The organism is Pseudomonas sp. PSE14 (assembly GCF_029203285.1).
In the GTDB taxonomy this organism is placed as follows: Bacteria; Pseudomonadota; Gammaproteobacteria; order Pseudomonadales; family Pseudomonadaceae; genus Pseudomonas.
Genome location: NZ_CP115669.1, coordinates 1,282,911 through 1,305,358, shown reverse-complemented (window position 1 = coordinate 1,305,358; position 22,448 = coordinate 1,282,911). Strand labels below are relative to the sequence as shown.

Genomic DNA, 22,448 nt, shown 5'->3' with positions numbered 1-22,448 from the left:
GTGGCGGCGCGCGTCCGCTATGCTTGATAGCAGGAGGCCAGCCTTGATGCTGGCCATGCCCCAATGTCCGGATCAACGGCACTCATGCGCCCGCCGCCGTGGCCGAAGAAATTCGAAACAGCACCCGCTCCCGAAATGCCCACAGGCCGACTTCGCAGCCCGGCATTCCTGCAGCAGACGGGGTTCGACAGCGTCAAGCACGCGCATTTACCGACAGGCGGGCTAGTAAATGGTTAAAAAACAACCACACCACTGGTCAAAAATCACGCACAATGCGGCGTTTCCCAGAAAAAACCATATCGATTCAACGGGAATGTCGTATTCATGCTGACTTTTTCGAAGTTACGGGGGATCTTCCGGATCACTGTCGCCAGTGCCGCGCTCTTCGCGTTCGGTAGCTGGCAGAGTGCGTCCGCCGCCCGCCTGCCGACGGCCGAGGAACTCCACCGCCTCGCGCCCGCCACCAACACCGAAACGCTGCGCCTGGCGCTCAACGCCCTGCAGTGCGCCAGCACCCAGCTGGGCGGCGACAACCAGCTGCTGACCGTCATCGACTACTCCAAGCCATCCCGCGACAAGCGCCTGTGGGTATTCGACCTCAAGCAACGCAAGCTGCTGTTCGAGGAGTGGGTCGCCCACGGCAAGAAGAGTGGTGACGACATGGCCACCTCCTTCTCCAACCTTCCGGAGAGCAACCAGTCCTCCATCGGCCTCTACCAGACCGGCCAGACCTACACCGGCAAGCACGGCCGCTCCCTGCGCCTGCTGGGCCTGGAGCCGGGCTTCAATGACAACAGCGAAGAACGCGCCATCGTCATGCACGCCGCCGCCTACGCCGACCCGAAGGTCGTCCCCGGCCTCGGTCGCCTGGGCCGCAGCCTGGGCTGCCCGGCGGTACGCCCGCAGGTCGCGCAGAAGCTGATCGATACGGTGAAAAACGGCAGCTACGTGTTCGCCTACTACCCGCAGCAGCAATGGCTGAAGACCTCACAGTTCCTCGCCGGGCAAAGCTGCACCGTGGCTAAGAACCCGCAGATCAACCGCTACGCGCAGAACCTCGCCAAGCGCTGAGTGGCGGTTCGCGAGCAAGCTCGCTCCTGCAAGGCGTCGCTGCGGAAGGTGACGCTTGCGTAGGAGCAACTGTCTTCTACCGGGTTAATCCCTGCCTGCGCTTCCCCCTCACCCCAGCCCTCTCCCTCAGGGAGAGGGAGCCGTCCGTGCCGGCTGACACTACGGTTTCATCCTGCACCGAACAGTCCCCTCTCCCGGGAGCGTAGGGCGTATAACGTTCGGCGTTATACGCCGTTTGACCTTGGGTTCAGGGCACTCCGAATCCGACCACGGAGCCACGCGCCATACCTCTCCGGGCTCTGCCATGGAGCCAACGATGCGCTCGGTGTATCGGCGTACAACCGCGAACGGTTGTACGCCCTACGCCTTCACCCCCTCCAGCACCTGCAGCATCGCCTGCACATCCACCTCATCCATCTGCTCCGGCCGCAGGAAGCGTGCGCCGTACTCCAGGTACACCCCCTGGATCAGGAACACCCGGAACAGCTCCGCATCGATATGCTGGTCGCGGGCCATGAAGGCCAGGATCTTCAGCGATTCCGACAGCGTCTTCGGCGCCTTGTACGGGCGGTCGGCGGCGGTCAGCGCTTCGAAGATGTCGGCGATCGCCATCACCCGCTCGGGAATGCTCATCTGCTCCCTCGACAACTTGCGCGGGTAGCCGGTGCCATCCACCTTCTCGTGGTGGTTGGCGGCGATGGTCGGCACCCGGCGCAGGTGGCGCGGCAGCGGCAGGGTGGTGAGCATCATCAAGGTCTGGACGATGTGCTCGTTGATCTTGAAGCGCTCCTCCTCGTTGAGCGTGCCACGCCGAATTCCCAGGTTGTACAACTCGCCTTGGTTGCTCGCATAGGGCGGCAGGCGCATGTCGAAGCCCCAGACGTTGCGCGGGTCGTCCCGATCCACCGGTGGCTTGCGCTCGCCCCAGTGTTCGCGGTGCTCGGGCTTGTCGGCGAGCAGGAACTCTTCCACCGGCAAGGTGGGCTCCGGGCGGCCGCGCAAGCGTTCCAGCTCATCGCGGGAGATGCCCAGGCGATCATCGAAATGACGCAGCCAGCGGCGTTCGCCGATGCGCTTCAGGCGCTCGATATCCTCGTCCTTCATGAATTCACCGCCGATATTGGCCTGGGCGACGAAGGCGTAATCCTCGCGCAGCGCCTCATGCAGCGCGTCCCGGCGTGCCGCCAGCGGGCCGATGTCGTCCCCCGCCGCCAGACCGCGCCAGTAGTCCAGTTCGATATCGCGCCAGATCACTTCGAAGCGCGTGCGGACCTCGTGCAGGCGGTTGTACAGCGTCTCCAGCTTGGTGGCCTTGTCCACCACGTACTCCGGGCTGGTGATCTTCCCGCAGTCGTGCAGCCAGGCGGCGATCTGGAACTCGTAGCGCTCCGCGTCGCTCATGGTGAAGCTGGCGTACTCGCCATCGCGGGCGTCGATCACCTTCTGCAGCAGCAGGTCCGCCAATTGCGGCACCCGTTCGCAGTGGCCGCCTGTGTAGGGGCTCTTGGCGTCGATCGCGTCGGCCAGCAGCTTGATGATGGCGTCCAGCAAGCGTTGCTGGGCCTCGATCAGCTGGCGGGTCTCTATGGCGACCGCCGCGGCGCCGGAGAGCTCCTCGACGAAGCGTTTGAATTGCGGCCGCGGCTGGCGGCTGCGAGCGCCCTCCCCGGCCAGTTGCAGGACGAGGACACCCAGCAGTTCATCGCTGCGATTGCGCAGCGACACCTCCATGTACTGCCCGCGATTGGCCAGCGCCTGCCCCACCCGCTCGGCCAGCTGTGCCTCGGTGAAACCTTCGATGAGCATCGACTGCGGGTACTGCTCACCGTTCACCGCGCAGGCCAGGCGCAAGCGGCAGTCTTCGTCCTCCAGCAGGTACACGGCACCGCCCATGACGCCGGTGGCCTCCACCAGGCGCGAGAGTACCCCTTCGAGCATGCTGTCCAGGTGGGTCTCCCGACTCAGGGTCAGGGTAATGGCCTGGAAGTTGTGGATGGTGCGCGACATGCTGCCCATCACCCGACTCAGGTCGCGAACCTCGGCGATCTTCGACTTCACCCCGATGGGACGGGCGAAATCGAAGGCGGCCAACGCCCCCACCTGGTCGGCCAACGCCGTCAGCGGACGGGCGATGCGACGCCCCAGATACCAGCCGATCAGCAGCAGCACCGACAGCAGCGCAGCACTCCACAGGGCCTGGTTGAACAGTAGTTGTCGAGCGCCGGCCAGCAGTTCGACGGACGGAATGGCGATCAGCACACGCACCTCGCTGCTGGTGAAGTTCGACAGCGGTACCCAGATGCCGTACCAGGCCTCGTCGCCCGCCTCGAAAGCCTGGGGCGTACTGGCCGGGATCGACGCGGCATTCAGCTGGGTCAGGCTTGGCACGCCCAATTCGTCCAGGGTCGCCAGGCGCAAGTCCTCGCCCTGATGGATCAGCAGTCTGGACAGGTCCGGATAGGCGATCACCGTGCCCTTGCCATCCACCACCGCCAGCTCGGTGTGGGCCGTCTGGCGCAGGTCGCCCATCTCGCCGCCGAGGTCGTTGACCGAGGCGTCCATGCCGATCACCGCTGCACCGTCGACACTGCGGTGCGCCAGGGTCAGGCCGATCTCGCGGGTGGTGAAGAACACATAGGGCTGGGTCAGTACCGTCTTGCTGGTGTTGAGCGACTCCTGATACCACGGCCGCTGCCGGGGATCGAACTGATAGTCCGGCCGCTCCTGCACCCGCAACAGCTGCAGGTCCTTGTCGTAGAAGCGCCATTCACCGCGCAGTGCGCCCTGGTCATCCAGGGTCAGGCTCTGCACCAGGTACTTCGACTCATCCGGCGCCTGCAGGATGCGGCGCACCTCGGGCACGCGCAGCGCGCGGATCAGCATGAACTCGCCGTTCGGGTAGCCGATGTACACCGCGCTCAGTGTGCGGTTGGCGCGCAGGTTCTCCACCAGCATCGGCAGGCGCTCCAGGCGCGCCGGCAGGTTGTCGGTCTGCGAAATGGGGTCATGGGTCATCAGCCGCAGCGCGCTCTCCGCCGGGTCGATCAGCCGGCGGATGCGCTCGTTGATGGTCGCCCCCAGCTGGCTGGCCGACTCGCCCGCCGCCGACACCAGCGCACCTTCCACGCCCCGGTAGCCCTGTATCAGCAACGCGCCCGCCAGCGCCAGCATGCTGACGATGATGGCCCCGGCCACCAGCAGCTGCAGCGGAACGCCCCGTTTGAATGCCTTCATCATCACCAGCCTCTGTCCGTTGAGCCGTAGCGATATCCGCTATCGAGAAGTTCGGTCGCCATGGCCGGCGACGTGTTGCGTTGCATGATCCTGGCCAGGCTGCCATCCAGCCACAGCGCCTCCATCAACCGCATCCATTCGGCGCTCTGCGCCGGGGTGAAGCGCTTGCGCGAGAGCATCAGGTGGTGCGGCGTGGCCGGCCCACTCATCACATCCACCACCCGGAACCGTTCGCGCTCAGGGCGATTGACGAGGGCGCCCTCCAGGTTCAGCTCATGGCCGATCACCCCTTCCACAGCACCGTTGAGCAAGGCGGTGAAGCGCGCCGTATCATCACGAAACTCCACCACCCGCCCCTCGCCCCGCAGGATGCGCAGCATGGCGTCGATATAGGGGCCATGGCGGTAGCCGGCGATCACACCGATGCGCGCACCGGGCATATCGTGGAAGTCCTCCAGCGACTGCAGGTTGCCCAGCTCCGCCGGCACGATCAGCTTGTTACGCAGGTAGACGTACGGCAGCAGGTAAGTGAAGGCGCGCCGCTGCGGCGTGGCAACCCCGCTGGTGCCCATCTCCAGGTCGCCGCTCTCCAGCATCCGCCAGATCTCGTCGCGCGGCCGCACCGAAGCCTCGAACCGACAACCACTGCGCCGCGCCAGCTCGGCGATCAGGTCAGCGTCGATGCCTCCACCGTCATCGTGGAAGAACACCAGGTTGCGGGTATAAGCGACGCGGATCGGCACCTCGCAACCGAAGCGATCCGCGGCCATGGCTACCGCACACAGCCAGGCAGCCGGCAAGACCTGCAGATTGCGCAGCATGGGGTGCAGTGCCATTGACCCGCTCCGTCCGCGGTATCGGCCTTGAGAGGAGCACGTCAACGACGCTCATCTGCGGGCGGGAAGAAGTGATTAACACAAAGAGTGTAATCGGCCTTCTCCAAAGCGCCGGCGAGTCACAAAGATAAATGTCACTTCGTCGGATTCCCGGCCGGCGATTGCGAACAATCACGTACCGGCTGTTGCATCGCGCAACCCCGCCTGCTTAACTCTGGCTCAAGCGTGACCAATGAGTCACGCACAACGTCCAAGAACGCTTCATCAGCGGCAGCCGTTCCCCACGCCGCCCCTTCCCTGCCTGGTCAAGAGCCCTCATTCCGCACTGGAAACGGTGTCGGAACGCTGTCTGTTGGCGCTGTAACCGATTGAAAATTAAGAAAATATTAACTTTCGCCGTTTGACACGAAGCTGTCACGTCAAGGCGCTTTCCTCTGCCTGGGTACTTTCTTCGCATCCGATCGTGGGTGCGTTCCTATGACCTGCGTCTGGAGGAAAACGACATGAGGCCGGAAACCGCCGTCGTCGAGATTCAGCAACATCGGGTACACACGGAGTTCCACGCCAACAGGGAAGCGCGCCAGACCATCATCCTGGTCAACGGCTCGCTGGCGACCACCGCCTCCTTCGCGCAAACGGTGAAATACCTGCAGCCCCACTTCAACGTGGTCTGCTACGACCAGCCGTACTCGGGCCGCTCCAAGCCCCACAACGACTGCCGCGAACCGATCACCAAGGAATACGAGGCAGCCCTGCTGCTGGGGTTGATCGAGCACTACCAGGCCGACGTCGTGATGTCCTTCTCCTGGGGCGGCGTCGCCACCCTGCTGGCCCTGGCCCAGCGCCCGGCTCGCATCAAGAAGGCGGTCATCAACTCGTTCTCGCCGCTGCTCAACGCGTCGATGCTCGACTACCTGCACCGCGGTCTGGACTACCTCTCCGCGTGCGACCGCCCCAACGTCGGCAACCTGGTCAACGAAACCATCGGCCGCTACCTGCCGCATCTGTTCAAGCGCTACAACTTCCGCCACGTCAGCAGCCTCGACGAGCACGAATACCAGCAGATGCACTTCCACATCTGCCAGGTGCTCCAGCTCAGCGCGGAAAGCTACATGGAGAATTTCTCGTCCATCGACATCCCGCTGCTGTTCCTCAACGGCGAACTGGACATCTACACCAGCCCGGCCGACGCGCGCCTGTTCCAGCAACTGATCCGCGATTGCGAATTCCGCACCATCCGCAACGTCGGTCACTTCATCGACGTGGAACACAAGCAGGGCTGGCAGGAAACCCGAGACCATCTCCTCGCCTTCCTCCAACCCCAGCGCAAGCCCATGCTCGCCCCGGCCTACCTGCCCACCTCCCAGGGCGTACCGATTGCCGCCATGGTGGGCTGATGCAGCCAGCGCACGACACCGGGGGCCGGACACCACCCACCGCCCCCGGTTTTTCATTGCACCCGACACTGCACGAAAGCAGCGTCCCCGGCACAGCTCGCTACCCAAGGCTTCACTAAGCCCCCGCCTTCTGGTAAAAAGGCACCCCCAAGCGGGCGTCGTATAATGGTAATACCCTAGCTTCCCAAGCTAGAGCCGTGGGTTCGATTCCCATCGCCCGCTCCAGAATCCCATGCAAAAGCCCCCGGCAGCGTTCGTTGCCGGGGGCTTTTGTTTTTCTGGGGCGTTACCCAATCAGGGCAAGGAAAATAAATCTGTCCCCTTTTTCCAACACTGCACGACGTGCAAATTCACGGTATGGCAACCAATGCGCTGGTGATCACCGGCATTGAGTTCATCGACGGCGTAGCCTACTCACAATCCTGGCATTGCCGAGTGACGTAAGCCCTTCCCTATCCCTTCATAAAGTAGGACTATCCAGTGGCACAATGACAGTGCAGCACAACTCAAAGGACTGAGTGCAGATGAAAGCAGACTGGGACGACGCACCACAGCACCTCAAGCGTAAACGCCAGGACACGACCAAATGGGTGGTGGCAATCACGCTCGGAGCTGGCTTCACCGCCCTGGCCATCTACGTCGCAGACCAGAAACTGCCATTCCCGCCCGAGCCCCCAGTCGCTCAATCCCACCCCAGCGAAAGCTATACGCCCGCCTACGACTTCAGCGATCCCACCGACCAGCCAAAGAAGACGTCAGAGCAACTGTTCTGGGATGACGTTAACAAACGCAACAGCCGGCAAAATCAGCCCAAGCAAACCGTCTACAACGACACCAACTACGTCCCCAAAGGCGCAACAAATATCGTCAGCATGGAAGCCGCTCGGCAATCACAGGCGTACCGGAACCCTACCTCATCATCGAGCGCCTCTCGCCAGAACAGCATCGAACACACCGGGGAGTGGGTCGACAAATGGAGCGGCGGCGCACGCTATTACGCAGAGTGGACAGTAATCAACAACTACATCGACGATACAACCGTCTGTGGAAACCACAAACGGGGATCAATCGATTACCGCGAGTGCAGAAAAGGCGCGAAGCAATTCTTTAAGGGCGAATGCCAAGCATGGGGCCGCCAGTGGGAAAGTGATAGAAAATTAAGTAGCGACCAATTAAGACAACGCTACTGTTCGGCAGCGAGTAGCTTCAGCCCAATGGGCTAGCAGAAAACAACAGCGGTCCGACCTCCCCAAATCCCGCTAATACACCAAAGAGACGCCACCACAATTAAACACACAGAATCCACATCAAAACCCTGCCGAACAAACACATAAAAATAGAACCTCAACATCCACAAAAAGCAAACAAAACATGACAGGAAAATTCCATTTAAAGAAAGCCTCCAACGGCCAATATCACTTTTCACTACATGCCAGCAACGGCGAGATAATATTAACCAGCGAGTTATTTGAAAATATCGAATCCGCAAAAGCCGCAATATACAAGGTAGTAAAGTACAAGAACCTAGATTGGGCATACAAGATAAAAGAGACCAGCAATGGAAAATGCTACTTCACTTTAACAACCGAATCCGGCCAGGTCATTGGACAAAGCCAGATGTACGCAAGTAGAGCCTCTGCTCTACATGGCATTTCAGCAGTTAAGAATTATGCAAACCTAGAGTCTTCCTCCGTACTGGAAACTCAAGGAGGCGAGAAAAGCCCCCCTAAAATCGGTAGCGTCAGAACATTCATAAGTGCCATCGAGGGGCTAGGCCAAGACGCTGAGTCAGTAATATTCTATCGAGGACATGGAAACGTAACATACAGACTTCTGCCTAGCCTTTACAGGAACCCTGGATGGATAAGAAACGAACACATAATATTTCACGAACTTGTATTACGCTGCCCCACTGATTTCGAACTATCCGGCTCCACATTTAACATACTAGTAAAAATGCAACACTATTCGCTGCCAACCAGATTATTAGACATTACAACCAACCCACTAGTCGCTCTCTATTTTGCATGCACAGGTGGTGGCTCCGCAGATGCAGAAGTTATTGTTTTCAGAATTCCCAAGGATGAAATCCGCTACTACGACAGCGACCGAGTCAGCGTAATATCAAACATTGGCAGACTCCCTCCTCACTCTCGCTTCCCTAAGAAAACCACAATAAAGAAATTCAATGAAAATGAAGACACAATAAAACTCGTCAGAGAAATACAGAGGGAAAAACCATACTTCGAAGCACGAATTGACCCCAATGACATCCCATCAGTAGTATGTGTCAAACCAGTTCTAGACAACCCAAGAATAATAAAACAAGACGGCGCCTTTCTATTGTTCGGTGTCGATGAAGAAAAAGCAAACCCTGCAGAAGTTCCAGAAAAATATCTACTCTCAAACAACGAATTCCGACTAATTATTACCGGAAAGGAAAAAGGGAAAATACTCGAACAACTAGCATCGCTTGGCATTACCAGATCAACAATATACCCCGAAATCGAACATGTCGCCGGCCACATAAGCGCCAAATACATGGACAAAATCTGACAAAATTAAATCCAAACCATTCCAAAAAAACTCCACCCCGAGCAAGCCGAGGATAAAATGCTAAGGAAATTCCTAGAATACGAATTCTCACTTGAAGCAGTCCTAACACTCATAATAATGGCTTGCCTGTTCACACTTCTATTCAAAACAGTAATCCCAAACTTTGGATCAAAATCTGTAGCCGCTAGTTGGATGGCAATGTTTGGCTCATTCGTGATATTCGCTTATTCAATATTTGTAGAGCTAAAAGAAGAGTCATTCAAATCCAGCTTCAACACCTATTCCTGCTACACAGAAAAGATAGAAATCTATAATTTCATAATCCCTTTTTACCGTACAGGTGATTGCGGAATCCTGCGATACCAAGAAAACAATTCAATAAAATACCTAAATAGTGAACTAACAATAAATGACACCCCTTCCGTAGGCGTCGAGCTAATACTAATAAACGCAATATCCTACATCTCGTCAGATTTGAGAGACTGGAAATCCGAAAAATATTCCTCCCCCGGAACATTTCGCGAAACATATCGCAAAATGAAAGACGCCGCTGGCGACACAGTATTAATAGAAGGAACCGAACTTCTCAGACCCACGCTCAAATACTTCGACATAAGCCCTGAGGCACCCCACGAGTTTGGAGGATATTCCATAGTTCCCAGGGGAAGCAGATTATCCATTCACAAAAAAAAGCTAACACTTTCAAATTCACATTTCTCTTTTGAAATCGAACCATTTGATCTCGGTCGAATATACAGAATTGACTCCGACGACCCTGAAACTATATGGATCACTGATTTTGACGTTAGAGTATCCTTCAGATTATTCAAATCAAGATCAGGCCATTGGCGGCGATCCGAATACAAAGATTTTTGCAATGCCCTCGCAGAGGGGATTAAAGCTCGTCTGGAAGTGCCTAACGAGCGATGGCCAAAGTCACGATCTTGGGTGTAGTTTCGGCACCGAGCAGATTCCCGCCAAATCAGCGACTAACGTTTGACAGTTCTGGATAGAACGCAACCTGAGCTGTCGAAAAAGTGTCGAATCCACTGGAACGGAATGGGTCAAAACGAGAAAGCTCCAACCTCCCCCATGTCGAATTGGAGCGCACAGAGCCGGGCTGACATCCATCCGAACAGGGTTCGACTCCCTGTTCATGACAAAGCAATTCAGAGTGCAAGCGTATGCTTTGGCCCAACGAGCTTAACCATCCTTAAACGCCCCAACACCCAGCATTATAAGAAAACCCTTTACCACGCCCCAAAGCGCTAAATATGGCGACACCCATAAACAATATGTAACGGACAAAAAACCTAGATAGCTACCTTGATAAATTCGCCATAATTTTCCACCACCCCCTGCACCCACTGGCCCATTCCAAAGCAACCAAACCGTCCCAACCAAAACAAGAGAAAGAAAAATTACGGCAAACAGAGTAGGTACTTTTCTTTTACGGAGCACAGGGTACGAAAATGCCAAGAGCAAAACAGCAGGAACTACAAAAGGAGGGGTCAGCCAAAAAACGCTCCAAATAGCACGACCCTCTTCATGCCATTTTGCGGTCAGCGACAGTGCCGCCACCCCTGGAACCACATCGGAAACATACGAATAGAGAAAACCACTCAGAACCCCCTTAAAAAGCAAGGAGAAAAGAAGAACCAAAAATAGCGGCAACATCAAAAACTTAAAAAAGGCAGTATCATCTATCGTTCTCATAATCCCTCATAAGTCCACAATCCATATTCACAAATTACATAATCGGACAATAACCCAATTTACGCATACAGCTTCATCAAGCCATGATGCAAAATCTGCCCGTAAAAAAACAGCACCAGCTGAAAGCAATAGCGGATAACGCTGTCGAAAATGTGTCGAAATCAACGGCACGGAAAGCTACGGAGTGAGACACCCAAACAGCGAAAACAGTGGCATTGGAACGTATAGGAACGCTTCAGAGCACTGTTTTAGAGGGTTCGATTCCCTTCGCCCGCTCCAGAATCCCATGCAAAAGCCCCCGGCAGCGTTCGTTGCCGGGGGCTTTTGTTTCTCCAGGGCAAGCACCAGGCCCTCTTCGTCGCATCCTGTTTACCGTCGATGGCCTCGATGTAGTCGTTGCCCGGATGCAGGCACATGGCGCGGAACTCATTGGCCAGATGCATTACGAGAATGCATACCGGCTGGCCTATATCCGTGGCCCCGACAGCATCATCGTCGAGCTTGCCGAGCAACTCGGCCGAGTCGCACGACGATCACCCCTCATACGCCCGCTTTCCGCCCGCCTGCCGAACCGGAACGAAGCTCCTCTTCGGCCCGGAAGCAATCAACCACCCCACAGCCCGACGCCGCATCCCCCACCTTTACTACTGAACAATTGTTCAGCTATAAGATGACCGACCGTTCGGTTGAGTACGACCAAGTGCGCAACGCCTGTCATCACGCTCGGCCTGATCAGACGCTCTGGATTAATCGAGTCGGAGAGCCCATGCGACATTCCCTTTTCCAAACCCGCATCACCGAAATGCTCGGTATTCGCCATCCCATCCTTTGCGGAGGCATGGGGCCCAGCGTGTCGGATGCGCGCTATGTGGCGGCCGTCGTCAATGCTGGCGGCATGGGGTTCATCGTTGCGGCCGGTTTCCCCGATCCGGAAGCGTTTCGCACGCAGTTGCGCCAATGCCGTGAGCTCACGTCGGGCAAAGGCTTTGGCGTGAATCTCTATCTTTCCGGCCAGCCCAAGGCGGCGGCTCAATTACAGGAACAGGTGAGGATTCTCGCCGAAGAAGAGGTGCTCTGTGTCGAGACTTCCGGCGGGAGCCCCGAAGCAGTTCTTCCGCCCCTGCGGGAGGCGGGCATCAAGGTCCTGCACAAGGTCCCCGCTGTTCGTTACGCCCGATCCGCCGCGCGGCTTGGCGTGGATGCGGTGATCGTCGTGGGTAACGACTGCGGCGGCCATCCAGGCACCTACGGCATCAGCAGCATGGTTCAGGCAGCCCACGCCCCGAGAGAGATTTCCACGCCGCTGGTCATCGGCGGCGGGATAGGAACCGGCAGCCAGTTGGCCGCGACGCTCATGATGGGCGCGGACGCCATCCTGATGGGCTCACGCATGCTGGTATCCGAGGAGTTGTGGATTCACCGCGACTACAAGGACCAGCTGGTTCAGAGCGATGGAACGCAAAGCGTCGTCGTGAAGACCGGCCTGCGCCAGCATCACCGGGTTCTGAACAATGACAGCGCCAAAGCCGTTGCGGCGTTGGACGCGGCGGGAGCGAGCGAATTCGAACGCTATCGCCCCCACGTAATGGGAGCGCTGACCACCCAGGCCTACAGGACGGGCGATAGCCGCCTGGGCATGCTCGACTACGGCCCATCGGTCGTGTTCGCTGACGCTGTGCAAACCGTGGAAGCCATCTTTGACGAGGTTCTCGACGACGCGCAACGGGCAATGCGGCGCTTTGAAGGTCTCCGCCGCAACGCCTAGCCCGATCAAGCTGCCGAATGCCAGCGGCAGCCTTCCGCCAGAAGGGGCATTAGAGCAGGAAAATAGATCCGTCCCCTTTTCGCTTTTCAAACCCTGACTTACCCGGCCCCCCTTGGCAGGGGGAGATGTCCCGGCTCCCGGACTGCCCATCAACGACGACTTCGGTCAGCTTCGGGTGGCCTTTCAGGATTAGCGGGTAATACTTCTCCGTATAGGTGGCGTATCGCTGGTGGCGCGCGCCGCGGGAGGTGTGAGGTGAACAAGCTATCCATTGTAGGTGCCGGTATGGTGGGCGAGGCGGCGGCTCAGATCATTGCCCGGGAAGAGTTCTGCCGTGAATTGACGTTGATTGATGTGCAGGGTGAGTTGGCACAGGGCAAGGCGCTGGACGTCTGGCAGGCGGCAGTCGAGTCGGGTTCCGATACCCGGGTTCATGGCGGGTCCAATGCCGAATTGCTGCAGGACTCCGAGCTGGTGGTGATCACGGCGGGTGTGCCGCGCAAGCCTGGTCAGTCGCGTCAGGATGTCTTGAGCATCAATCTGCCGATTCTCGACAGCATCATGCTGGACATCAAACGTCACGCTCCGGCGGCGACGGTGCTGGTGGTATCGAACCCGGTCGACGTGCTGACCTATCGGGCCTGGAGTCTCAGTGGGCTGGGACGTGACCGGGTATTCGGGCAGGCAGGGGTACTGGATACCGCGCGCATGAAGTGTTTCATTGCCGAGGAGACCGGGTTTTCTGCTCGGGATATCACGGCGCTGGTGCTGGGCGGGCATGGCGACAGCATGGTGCCGCTGATGCGCTACTGTGCGGTCGGTTCGGTGCCGCTGTCCCACTTCCTGTCCGATGAGCAGATCGAGCGGATTGTAGAGCGCACACGCAAGGGTGGCGGCGAGATTCTGGGATTGAAGAAACTGGGGAGCGCCTGCGATGCGCCGGGCGTGGCCATTGCACAGATGGTGGATGCCATCGCCAATGGGCGAAACAGCATTTTGCCGACGGTCGCGATTCTCGAGGGCGAGTACGGGCGAACAGGCATCGCCATGGGCGTTCCCTGTGTGCTGTCAGAGAAGGGACTGGTGCGGGTGATCGAGCTGTCTCTGGATGCGCAGGAGCAGGCGATGTTCGACCACTCTGCAGACCAGGTGGTGCGTGATATTGCAGAAATGAATGCCTTGTAAGCGGCGATAGATGAACGGGCGCAAGGGAGATCGTTTCCCGGAAGTGGCGTGACTGAGGTCCAGCCGAAGCGCCCGGAGATTCACTGCGCATCGCTTGCACACCTGCCTTGGGCCTGTCGATAGCGGCCAGCCGTCCGCGACCGCTATCGACCCAGGGCTTCCAGGCACAGCCAACCCTGCCCGAACCTCTCCACCCGATACCCAAACTGTCACTTGCCGCTGGTGACCCGCGCCCACAGACGGGTGCTCAGGCGCATGCCGGACGCCAGCGTGTCGAGCACCGCCTGGGGCGGCTGGACCGTCGGTGAGCCATGCCATCAATGCCCCGTTCAACCGCGCAGATGGCAACTCAGGTTGCCCGTCATATCCAGCAGGGTGTAATCCCGGAACGAGAAGCGCCATACGCCGTCGATGCGTTCGAAGGCATCGTGATACCGACCGCTGGCAATCGGCTGGAGCGGCAGGCTGTCGGTGCTCTGCAGGACGGTGTAGTACGACCTCGCCGTGGCGCGGCCCGAGGCCTCGTCGACCTCGATGATCGGGTTGCTGACCAGGTGTTTCGTGCGGGGCGTGCCGCAGGGGTGGATCTTTACCTGCTGGCGGAAGATGCGCAGGAGTTCGTCAGCCCCGACCCGCTCGTCGCCGTTCTGCAGCTTGATTCGCGCATGCCGGAACAGCTCGGCCACGCCTTCCAGGTTTCCACCATCCAGCAGCTCGGCATATCGATACAGCAAGTTGGCGATCAGGGTTTCGCTGTTGCTCATGCAGGCGCCCTCCTACAGGGATTGGTGAGCCCACTGTAGGGGGCATGAATGCCCCACGGCTTCGTCCCGGTGGACTAAGACCGCTCCGCTCCAGCACTCCGCAGAAGAGCCAGCAGGAGCGATGCGCGGTTGATGATTCCAGCCCGCGAAGTTGTCGCTTTTCATCAAGAGTCGCCTCTTGCCCTCCCCTAGATTAAGCCCCGAGCAAGCCCCCGAAACGAACCCAGGGGGCGGAGTCTGGAGGAGACCAGCCATGCAATCCGTCGAGCAGATCAAACGCAGCACTTCCATTGCAGAGTGGGCCCAGCAGCGCCCGGAAGAGGCCTTCACCCTGCCCTCGCGCTACTTCTTCGACGAGCAGATCTTCGCCGCCGAACGCGACCGCATCTTCATGAGCGCCTGGCACCTCGCCGGGCATCGCAACGAATTCGCCGAACCCGGACAGTTCGTGGTTTGCGACATTTTCGACCAGAGCGTGGTGGTGGCCTGCGGCAACGACGGCCAGATCAATGCCTTCCACAACGTCTGCCAGCATCGCGGCAATCGCCTGCTCGACGTCCGCCGGGGCAACAACACGCGGGTCCTGCGCTGCGCCTATCACTCCTGGTGCTACGAAATGGACGGCAGCCTGCGCAGCGCGCCCCGCAGCGAGCGGCTGATCGCCTTCGACAAGCAGGATTTCAACATCCCAAAAATCCGCGTCGAGGAGCTCGGCGGCTTCGTCTACTTCAACTTCGACGCCGAGGCTCCGGCACTGGCCGAACTCTTCCCCGAGGCCGACGAGGAAATGCGCGCGGTCTTCCCCGACCTGGGCAAGATGCGCCTGATCGAGGAACAGGACGTGATCGTTCCGGCCAACTGGAAAGTGATCATGGACAACTCCATCGAGGGCTATCACTTCAAGCTTTCCGGCCCCTGCCATATCGACCTGGCCAAGCTGATCGACTTCAAGGGCTACCGCCTGACCAAGCGCGACAACTGGTGGACCTACATCGCCCCGGCCAACCTGCAGGCCGAGGATGCCTACGGGGTGAAGCTCAGCGGCCCGCGCAACCCCGACGAGCGCTTCTTCAACATCGGCCTGTGGCCGAACAACACCTTCTACACCTTCCCGTTCTCCGAGTTCCTCGGCACCTTCATCATGATTCCGCTGGATGCCGAACGCTCGCTGCTGCGCTTTGGCTACTACAGCCCGCACGAAGAAGTCCCGGAGGTCTCCCACGCCTGCATGAAGTGGATGAACGAGGAGCTCGGCCCGGAAGACATCGAGCTCAACATCAGCGTGCAGAAGGGCCTGCGCTCCCTCGGCTACGACCAGGGCCGCTACATGATCGACGCCGAGCGCAGCAACGAGAGCGAGCACCTGGTGCACCACTTCCACAAGCTGGTGTTCGACGGCATCGCCGGCCGCTGACCTCACGCTGACAGGTGATGGGAGAACCCTATGCTCGGGCATGAATACGACTACGTGATCATCGGCGCGGGTTCGGCCGGCTGCGTGCTGGCCAAGCGCCTGGGCGAGAACCCGGCGCTGCGCATCCTGGTGCTGGAATCCGGCCCGGCGGACCGCAGCTGGACCATCGACATGCCCTCCGCCGTGGGCATCGTGGTGGGCGGCACGCGCTTCAACTGGAGCTACACCAGCGAGCCGGAACCGGGCCTGGACCACCGCCGCATCGGCACCCCGCGCGGGCGCACGCTGGGCGGTTCCTCCTCGATCAACGGCATGGTCTACATCCGTGGCCATGCCCGCGACTACGACGGCTGGGCCGAGCGCGGCTGCGAGGGCTGGAGTTATCACGAGGTGCTGCCGTATTTCATCCGCGCGCAGAACCATCGCGACGGCGCCGACGCCTACCGGGGCGACGCCGGGCTGCTCCACGTCACCCCCGGCGATACCTCGCCGCCGCTGTGCCGGGCCTTCATCCAGGCCGGCCAGCAGGCCGGCTACGGCTACAGCCCCGACCTCAACGGCTATCGCCAGGAAGGCTTCGGCCCGGTGGACCGCACCACCCGCGACGGCAAGCGCTGGAGTACCGCGCGCGGCTACCTGGCCGAGGCCCTGAAAGGCGGCAACGTCACCGTGGCGACCTCGGCGTTGAGCCGGCGCATCCTCTTCGATGGCGACCAGGCCTATGGCGTCGAGTTCGAAATGGACGGCGAACTGCATCAGGTGCGCGCACGCAATGAAGTGCTGCTCAGCGCCGGCGCCATCAACTCGCCACAGTTGTTGATGCTCTCCGGCGTCGGGCCGGCCAAGGAACTGGAGCGCCTGGGCATCCCCGTGGTGCGTGACCTGCCGGGCGTCGGCCAACGCCTCAACGACCACCCGGACACCGTGGTGCAGTACCGCTGCAAGCGCCCGGTCTCCATCTACCCCTGGACCCGCGCCCCCGGCAAGTGGCTCATCGGCGCCCGCTGGTTCGCCAGTCACGATGGGCTCGCGGCAAGCAATCACTTCGAGGCCGGCGCATTCATCCGCTCACGGGCCGGGGTCGAGTTTCCCGACCTGCAGCTGACCTTCATGCCGCTGGCGGTAAAGCCGGGCAGCGTCGACCTGGTGCCGGAACACGCCTTCCAGGTGCATATCGACCTGATGCGCCCGACCAGCCTGGGCAGCGTCAGCCTGGCCAGTGCCGATCCGCGCCAGGCGCCGCGCATCGTCTTCAACTACCTGACCACCGAGCGCGACCGCGCCGACATGCGCGCCGGCGCCCGCCTGGTGCGCGAAATCCTCGCCCAGCCGGCCATGGCCGCCTATGCCGGAGACGAGCTGGTGCCCGGCGCCGACCAGCTCAGCGACGCCCAGCTCGACGCCTGGGCCCGGCGCGTCACCGAGACGGGCTACCACGCCAGCGGCACCTGCAAGATGGGCCTGGCAGGCGACGCCGAGGCGGTGGTCGACCCGCAGCTGCGCGTGCACGGCCTGCGCGGGCTACGCGTGGTCGATGCGTCGATCATGCCGGAGATCGTCAGCGGCAATACCAACGCGCCCACTGTGATGATCGCCGAGAAAGCCAGCGACCTGATCCGGGGCCACGGCCCACTGCCAGCCAGCGATGCGCCGGTTTGGGTTCACCCGCGCTGGCGCGAATGCCAGCGCTGAAGCGCACTTGCCAAAGCCGGCCCGCTCCGCTTGCATAGGCGCGGCGGGCCCACTTCCGTGCCAGGTATCACCATGAAGCGAACCGAACCCCTCAGCCTGGATTGGCAGGACCCCAGCCGTCCTCCTCTGCGCATCGGCATCCTGCTGCTGCCGTCGTTCTCCAACTTCGGCCTGGCGGCGCTGATCGAGCCGCTGTCGATTGCCAACTGGCTGGCCCAGCGCAGCCTGTTCCAGTGGACCCTGCTGTCGGTGGACGGCCAGCCGGTACCCGCCAGCAACGGCCTGCTCGCCAGCCCCCAGGCAAGCATCGGCGAACCCGGTGAATTCGACGCCTGCGTGGTGATCGCCAGCTTCGACGTGCACCGCCACGCGCGTAACCCCGCGCTCAAGGCCTGGATCAAGCGCCAGGCGGCCTTCGGCGCGGTACTGGTCGGCATCGAGACCGGCACTGAACTGCTGGCCGCCGCCGGTGTACTCGACGGCCACCCCGCCGCGGTGCACTGGGACAACCTGCAAGGCTTCCAGGAGAGCTACCCGAAGGTGCAGGCCTGCGCGCAGCTCTACTACCTGGGCCGCACGCGCCTGACCTGCGCAGGCGCCACCGCAGTGCTGGACATGCTCCTCAGCTGGCTGGACAGCCTGGCCGGCGGCAACCTGGCGCGCGAAGTGGCCATGCACATGCTCATCGAGCAGGTGCGCGAGCCGCAGGTTCAGCAAGCCGAAGGCTACCGCCGCAGCCTGCACGCCCAGGCCGGCAAGATGAGCCGCGCCATCGAGTTGATGGAGCAGCACCTGGAGGAACCCTTGAGCTGCGAGGTCATTGCCGAGCAGGTCTCGCTGTCACGCCGGCAGCTGGAGCGACAGTTCATGCAGCACACCGGCCTGACCCCGCTCAAGTACTACCTCAGCCTGCGCCTGGCGCGCGCCCACAACCTGCTGCAACAGACCCGCATGAGCGTGGCCCAGGTCGCCGCCAGCGCCGGCTTTGGCTCGCTCGAACACTTTTCCCGCGCCTATCGCGCCAAATTTGGCTGCCCGCCGAGCAACGACCGCTCGCAGAGCCTGAATGCGCCGGTCATGCGCCAGCCGTTGGCACACGACCCTTCGCTGCTGCCGCACTAGCGGCGCCTGCAACGCGTCGGCGGGCGACCCGTCAGGCGCGGTAGTCGGGTTCTTCCTCATCGAGGATCGCCTGCAACGCGGCGAAATGGCGGACGGCGAAGTCCGGGTAGTCCAGCCACTGGCGGCAGGTCTTGCGCGCCACCTCGTCGCTGGCGATGTGCAGCGGACGGCCGCAGGAAAGCGCGGTGAGATAGATCTCGCAGGCCCGCTCGAAGTAGTAGAGGTCATCGAAGGCCTGCGCCACGCTCGGCGCCGCCACCAGCACGCCGTGGTTGCCCATCAGCAGGATCGGCTTGTCGCCGAGCTGGCGGCTGACCCGCTCGGCCTCGTCCCCCAGGCCCATGCCGTCAAAACCCTCGTCGATGGCCACGCGCTCGAAGAAGCGCATGGCGTTCTGCTCGATCGGCGGCAGGCGCGAATCGGCCAGGCAGGCCAGCGCGGTGGCGTACTTCGAGTGCACATGGAGGATGCAGCGCGCATGCCGGTGGCGACGGTGCAAGGCGCCGTGCAGGGCCCAGGCGGTGATGTCGGGGGCGTCCGGGCGGTCCAGCGCGGAAGGGTCGTCAGCGTCGAGCAGCAACAAATCGCTGGCGCGGACCCGCGAGAAGTGCCGGCCATAGGGGTTGATCAGGAAGCGCCGGCCATCGTCGGAAACGGCCAGGCTGAAGTGGTTGGCGATCGCTTCATGCATCCCCAGCCGGGCGGTCCAGCGGAAGGCGCAGGCCAGCTCGGCGCGAGCCTGGGCATGATCCTGTGCGTAAGCGTCGAAAACGGCAACGGATTCGGTGTGCATGGCAGCTCCTCGGAGGCGCGGGTACGCCGGGGTCGTCTCCGAGTCTAGGGAAGGCGTCGCCGGCGACTTGATGCGATGCGACCTGGCGTGCCGCAAATGGACGAGGCACCGCCCATTGCTGGTCTCTTAGAGTGGCAGCGAGTCCGGATCAGGTGGGCGCCATAACCCACCTACCGCCATGGACCATCAATTCACGCCACAGTGATCGGAGTCCGAGTCATGCCTGAAAACCACTGGATCGACCGTCTGGAAATCGAAGGCCTCTACGTCCGCTATTGCGACCTCGTCGACAGCAAACGCTTCGATGAACTGGGCGACGTCTTCATGGAGGAAGCGACCGGGGACTACACCCAGGCCCTGGGCCCCGGCGTGGTCAGCCCCAATCTCAAGAGCCTGATCGCCTCGATGCACCTGAACCTGGGGGAAGGCTCCAACTGCGGCGCGACGCACCACAACGTCGGCAACTTCAGCATCGACATCGACGGCAACTCCGCCACCAGCAAAGTCCATTACTACGCCGTCCATCGCGGCATCAATGACTGTACCGGGGCGCTCTATTCGATGTGGGGGCAATACGAAGACCGGCTGGAAAGAACCGCGGCAGGCTGGCGGGTGAAAGCCAGGGTCTACAAGTGCTTTCTCTCCGAAGGGCCCGCCGCTGTGGTGAGTGCTTCGGCGCGCTGAACTTGCGGGCTGAACCTGAAGCGTTTGCCGCAGACATCAAATTTCCTCCGCGCATTCCAGACTCCCTGAAACAAAGCCCTCGAACGCGCCACGCCCTCGGGGGCTTTGCGCTTTCACACTCAATACTCATCATGCCGCCGCCACCAGAAACCCTGCTCATTGCGCCCAAGCGGCGCCCGGTCCAGCCAGGTGTACATGCTCCACAGGGCATCCAGTCCACGCGCATAGGTGGAGTAGCTGTGGTAGATGGCACCGTCCTCGCGAATGAAGGTGCTCAGGCCGGGGCGGTCACGGGCGAAAGTCGGGACGTCGGTGCCGCAGCGGGCGGCGAAGCGGGTCATGGTTTCGGGGATACGGGAGATGTCGAGAGCCGGCTCGCTTCGCCCGTAGTTGTAGTCGATCGCGCCGACGCGCTGCTGTTCCTGGGTGAAGGCGACGTTGAAGTCGAAGTTGAAGTCGCTGTCCTTCGATGAGGCCCAGGGGAAGCGCCAGCCCATGCGCCGCTGGTAGGCCTGCAGTTTTTCCAGTGGCGCGCGGGAAACGGCGCAGAGCGTCACGTCATGGTTGGCCAGGTGGACGACGATGCCGTCGAAGCCGTCGGCGATAGCCGAGCAGGACGGGCAGCCGGCGCTGTAGTCCGGGCCGAACATGAAGTGGTAGACCAAGAGTTGCGAGCGCCCCTGGAACAGTTCGGCAAGGGTGGCAGGGCCATCCGCCGTGTCGAAGCGGTAAGCCTTGTCGACCTTGACCCAGGGCAGCGCCTGGCGCCGGCGGGCGAGTTCGTCGCTCTGGCGGGTCAGGGCCTTTTCCGCTTCGAGCAGTTCCAGGCGGGCCGTCAGCCATTGTTCGCGGGTGGCGAGGGGGTGCATAGCCATGGGGAAATCCTCCGGTCGCCGGTGGCGACAAATCGGTCGATGGGCGAGGGATAGGCTAGGCTCGGGGCCAGGCATGGCGGGAGTGACAAATGTGGCGGGAATGACAAGCGTGGCAAGACTGCGATGGACTCCCTGGTAACGGCCGCCGCGCGGGCGCTGGCGGCGGGCGACCCGCTGACGGCGCTGAACCGCATCGCCCTGCGCGAGGATCCGCCAGCGCTGGCGTTGCGCGGCATCGCCATGGCGCAGTTGGGCGACCTGGACCGTGCCCGCTTGCTGCTACGCCGGGCGGCTCGCGCCTTCGGGCCACGGGAGGCGATGTCGCGCGCCCGCTGTATCGTCGCCGAGGCGGAAGTGGCGCTCGCCAGCCGAGACCTCGGTTGGCCGCCTAAAGCGCTGGCCGCCGCTCGGGCGACGCTGGAGACGCACGGCGACCGGCTGAATGCCTCTCACGCCAGCTACCTGGAAATCCGCCGCCTGCTGCTGATCGGCCGGGTCGACGACGCCGAGCGGCAGTTGGCGGAGCTCGACCCCGCCCCCCTGCCCCCGGCCCTGGGCACGACTCACGCGCTGATCAGCGCCGGCATCGCCTTGCGCCGGGTGCAGAGTGCGGCGGCGCGGGAGGCCCTTTCCCAGGCCCTGCTGCATGCCCAGCGCGCTGGCATTCCCGCGCTGCTGGCGGAGGTCGAGCGGGCCATGGCGCTGCTCGAGGCGCCCGCGGCCCGGTTGATCGATGGCAGTCACACGCGACCACTGCGGCTCGATGAAGTGGAGCAACTGCGGGCCTCCGATGCGCTGCTGGTGGATGCCTGCCGCTATGCGGTGTGCCGGGGCGAGCTGGCGATCTCGCTGGCGCGCCGTCCGGTGCTGTTCTGCCTGGCCCAGGCGCTGGCCGAAAGCTGGCCCGCCGATATGCCGCGCAACACGCTGATCGCCCGTGCCTTCCGCACCCACACGCCGGACGAAACCCACCGCGCCCGCCTGCGGGTGGAGATCGGCCGCCTGCGCAAGGCGCTCGCTGCGCTGGCCGAGGTGAAGGCAACGCCGCGTGGCTTCACCCTGGTGCCGCTGGCCACGCAGGTCTGGGTACTGGCCCGGCCGCTGGAGGAGCGCCACGCGGGAGTGCTGGCGTGCCTGGCCGATGGCGAGGCGTGGTCGAGTTCGGCGCTGGCCCTGGCGCTGGGCGCCAGCCAGCGCACCGTGCAGCGTGCGCTCGACGCCCTGGCGGAAGCCGGTAAGGTGCAGTCCTTCGGCCAGGGGCGTGCGCGGCGCTGGACCGCCCCCACGGTGCCGGGTTTCGCGACGACCTTGTTACTCCCCACGCCCTGGTCGGGGAACTAGGCT

Annotated in this window: 18 protein-coding genes, 1 tRNA gene and 1 pseudogene; 14 read left to right on the top strand and 6 right to left on the bottom strand. The window is 61.6% G+C overall.

Features of this window, described 5'->3' with window-relative positions:
- The first annotated feature begins 324 nt into the window (after window positions 1-324).
- Window positions 325-1,071: a murein L,D-transpeptidase catalytic domain family protein gene (locus O6P39_RS06095; protein WP_275610501.1), complete on the top strand. Its 747-nt coding sequence runs from the start codon at window positions 325-327 to the stop codon at window positions 1,069-1,071.
- A gap of 360 nt (window positions 1,072-1,431) precedes the next feature.
- Here O6P39_RS06095 and O6P39_RS06090 read toward each other — a convergent pair whose 3' ends face one another.
- Window positions 1,432-4,305 carry an HD domain-containing phosphohydrolase gene (locus tag O6P39_RS06090; RefSeq protein WP_275611897.1) on the bottom strand — a complete coding sequence of 958 codons (2,874 nt, stop codon included), beginning with the start codon at window positions 4,303-4,305 and terminating at the stop codon, window positions 1,432-1,434.
- 2 nt (window positions 4,306-4,307) lie between these two features.
- Window positions 4,308-5,141 carry a transporter substrate-binding domain-containing protein gene (locus O6P39_RS06085; RefSeq protein WP_275610500.1) on the bottom strand — a complete coding sequence of 278 codons (834 nt, stop codon included), beginning with the start codon at window positions 5,139-5,141 and terminating at the stop codon, window positions 4,308-4,310.
- Between the two features lie 503 nt (window positions 5,142-5,644).
- On the opposite strand from O6P39_RS06085, the gene O6P39_RS06080 reads away from it, so the two are divergent.
- The 6 genes and pseudogenes from O6P39_RS06080 to O6P39_RS06055 all read left to right on the top strand — a co-directional run bounded on the left by O6P39_RS06080 (window position 5,645) and on the right by O6P39_RS06055 (window position 10,048).
- Window positions 5,645-6,538: an alpha/beta hydrolase gene (locus tag O6P39_RS06080; RefSeq protein WP_275610499.1), complete on the top strand. Its 894-nt coding sequence runs from the start codon at window positions 5,645-5,647 to the stop codon at window positions 6,536-6,538.
- A 151-nt stretch (window positions 6,539-6,689) separates the two neighbouring features.
- Window positions 6,690-6,763, top strand: a tRNA-Gly gene (locus O6P39_RS06075).
- Between the two features lie 299 nt (window positions 6,764-7,062).
- On the top strand, window positions 7,063-7,761 hold the full coding sequence (locus O6P39_RS06070; protein WP_275610498.1) for a hypothetical protein: 699 nt from the start codon (window positions 7,063-7,065) through the stop codon (window positions 7,759-7,761).
- A gap of 148 nt (window positions 7,762-7,909) precedes the next feature.
- Window positions 7,910-8,203 (top strand): annotated as a pseudogene (locus O6P39_RS06065) (YegP family protein); the annotation flags it as partial.
- Window positions 8,189-9,094, top strand: a complete 906-nt coding sequence (locus tag O6P39_RS06060) for an FRG domain-containing protein (protein ID WP_275611896.1) — start codon at window positions 8,189-8,191, stop codon at window positions 9,092-9,094. The pseudogene O6P39_RS06065 and the gene O6P39_RS06060, both read left to right, overlap by 15 nt.
- 57 nt (window positions 9,095-9,151) lie before the next feature.
- On the top strand, window positions 9,152-10,048 hold the full coding sequence (locus O6P39_RS06055; RefSeq protein WP_275610497.1) for a hypothetical protein: 897 nt from the start codon (window positions 9,152-9,154) through the stop codon (window positions 10,046-10,048).
- A 249-nt stretch (window positions 10,049-10,297) separates the two neighbouring features.
- Here the strand turns inward: O6P39_RS06055 and O6P39_RS06050 are convergent, their stop codons facing one another.
- On the bottom strand, window positions 10,298-10,810 hold the full coding sequence (locus O6P39_RS06050) for a hypothetical protein (protein ID WP_275610496.1): 513 nt from the start codon (window positions 10,808-10,810) through the stop codon (window positions 10,298-10,300).
- Window positions 10,811-11,576: 766 nt separating this feature from the next.
- On the opposite strand from O6P39_RS06050, the gene O6P39_RS06045 reads away from it, so the two are divergent.
- Window positions 11,577-12,575, top strand: coding sequence for a nitronate monooxygenase (locus O6P39_RS06045; RefSeq protein ID WP_275610495.1), 999 nt, complete (start codon window positions 11,577-11,579; stop codon window positions 12,573-12,575).
- A gap of 255 nt (window positions 12,576-12,830) precedes the next feature.
- On the top strand, window positions 12,831-13,760 hold the full coding sequence (locus O6P39_RS06040; RefSeq protein WP_275610494.1) for a malate dehydrogenase: 930 nt from the start codon (window positions 12,831-12,833) through the stop codon (window positions 13,758-13,760).
- A 329-nt stretch (window positions 13,761-14,089) separates the two neighbouring features.
- Here the strand turns inward: O6P39_RS06040 and O6P39_RS06035 are convergent, their stop codons facing one another.
- A complete protein-coding gene (locus O6P39_RS06035) occupies window positions 14,090-14,524 on the bottom strand; it encodes a nuclear transport factor 2 family protein (protein WP_275610493.1) in 435 nt (144 codons plus the stop codon).
- Window positions 14,525-14,777: 253 nt separating this feature from the next.
- On the opposite strand from O6P39_RS06035, the gene O6P39_RS06030 reads away from it, so the two are divergent.
- From O6P39_RS06030 to O6P39_RS06020, 3 genes are all read left to right on the top strand, one after another.
- Window positions 14,778-15,938: an aromatic ring-hydroxylating dioxygenase subunit alpha gene (locus O6P39_RS06030; protein WP_275610492.1), complete on the top strand. Its 1,161-nt coding sequence runs from the start codon at window positions 14,778-14,780 to the stop codon at window positions 15,936-15,938.
- A gap of 30 nt (window positions 15,939-15,968) precedes the next feature.
- Window positions 15,969-17,630, top strand: a complete 1,662-nt coding sequence (locus O6P39_RS06025) for a choline dehydrogenase (protein ID WP_275610491.1) — start codon at window positions 15,969-15,971, stop codon at window positions 17,628-17,630.
- 72 nt (window positions 17,631-17,702) lie between these two features.
- Complete coding sequence (locus tag O6P39_RS06020; protein ID WP_275610490.1) at window positions 17,703-18,752, top strand: GlxA family transcriptional regulator; 1,050 nt, start codon at window positions 17,703-17,705, stop codon at window positions 18,750-18,752.
- 31 nt (window positions 18,753-18,783) lie between these two features.
- On the opposite strand, the gene O6P39_RS06015 is transcribed toward O6P39_RS06020, so the two are convergent.
- On the bottom strand, window positions 18,784-19,545 hold the full coding sequence (locus O6P39_RS06015; RefSeq protein ID WP_275610489.1) for a class II aldolase and adducin N-terminal domain-containing protein: 762 nt from the start codon (window positions 19,543-19,545) through the stop codon (window positions 18,784-18,786).
- 219 nt (window positions 19,546-19,764) lie between these two features.
- Here O6P39_RS06015 and O6P39_RS06010 point away from each other — a divergent pair, with 219 nt between their 5' ends.
- Complete coding sequence (locus O6P39_RS06010) at window positions 19,765-20,229, top strand: nuclear transport factor 2 family protein (RefSeq protein WP_275610488.1); 465 nt, start codon at window positions 19,765-19,767, stop codon at window positions 20,227-20,229.
- Between the two features lie 119 nt (window positions 20,230-20,348).
- Here O6P39_RS06010 and O6P39_RS06005 read toward each other — a convergent pair whose 3' ends face one another.
- Entirely contained in the window at window positions 20,349-21,104 is a 756-nt protein-coding gene (locus O6P39_RS06005) for a DUF899 domain-containing protein (protein WP_275610487.1), read from the bottom strand.
- 123 nt (window positions 21,105-21,227) lie between these two features.
- Between O6P39_RS06005 and O6P39_RS06000 the strand changes: the two genes are divergently transcribed.
- Entirely contained in the window at window positions 21,228-22,445 is a 1,218-nt protein-coding gene (locus O6P39_RS06000; protein WP_275610486.1) for a helix-turn-helix domain-containing protein, read from the top strand.
- Window positions 22,446-22,448: the final 3 nt, after the last annotated feature.

Bases quoted from the DNA above. Each gene is read 5' to 3' on its own strand.
- O6P39_RS06005 (WP_275610487.1), bottom strand. From the start codon at position 21,104: ATGGCTATGCACCCCCTCGCCACCCGCGAACAATGGCTGACGGCCCGC.
- O6P39_RS06085 (WP_275610500.1), bottom strand. From the start codon at position 5,141: ATGGCACTGCACCCCATGCTGCGCAATCTGCAGGTCTTGCCGGCTGCC.
- O6P39_RS06025 (WP_275610491.1), top strand. From the start codon at position 15,969: ATGCTCGGGCATGAATACGACTACGTGATCATCGGCGCGGGTTCGGCC.
- O6P39_RS06015 (WP_275610489.1), bottom strand. From the start codon at position 19,545: ATGCACACCGAATCCGTTGCCGTTTTCGACGCTTACGCACAGGATCAT.
- O6P39_RS06090 (WP_275611897.1), bottom strand. From the start codon at position 4,305: ATGAAGGCATTCAAACGGGGCGTTCCGCTGCAGCTGCTGGTGGCCGGG.
- O6P39_RS06050 (WP_275610496.1), bottom strand. From the start codon at position 10,810: ATGAGAACGATAGATGATACTGCCTTTTTTAAGTTTTTGATGTTGCCG.
- O6P39_RS06030 (WP_275610492.1), top strand. From the start codon at position 14,778: ATGCAATCCGTCGAGCAGATCAAACGCAGCACTTCCATTGCAGAGTGG.
- O6P39_RS06080 (WP_275610499.1), top strand. From the start codon at position 5,645: ATGAGGCCGGAAACCGCCGTCGTCGAGATTCAGCAACATCGGGTACAC.
- O6P39_RS06020 (WP_275610490.1), top strand. From the start codon at position 17,703: ATGAAGCGAACCGAACCCCTCAGCCTGGATTGGCAGGACCCCAGCCGT.
- O6P39_RS06010 (WP_275610488.1), top strand. From the start codon at position 19,765: ATGCCTGAAAACCACTGGATCGACCGTCTGGAAATCGAAGGCCTCTAC.
- O6P39_RS06055 (WP_275610497.1), top strand. From the start codon at position 9,152: ATGCTAAGGAAATTCCTAGAATACGAATTCTCACTTGAAGCAGTCCTA.
- O6P39_RS06045 (WP_275610495.1), top strand. From the start codon at position 11,577: ATGCGACATTCCCTTTTCCAAACCCGCATCACCGAAATGCTCGGTATT.
- O6P39_RS06070 (WP_275610498.1), top strand. From the start codon at position 7,063: ATGAAAGCAGACTGGGACGACGCACCACAGCACCTCAAGCGTAAACGC.
- O6P39_RS06000 (WP_275610486.1), top strand. From the start codon at position 21,228: ATGGACTCCCTGGTAACGGCCGCCGCGCGGGCGCTGGCGGCGGGCGAC.
- O6P39_RS06095 (WP_275610501.1), top strand. From the start codon at position 325: ATGCTGACTTTTTCGAAGTTACGGGGGATCTTCCGGATCACTGTCGCC.
- O6P39_RS06035 (WP_275610493.1), bottom strand. From the start codon at position 14,524: ATGAGCAACAGCGAAACCCTGATCGCCAACTTGCTGTATCGATATGCC.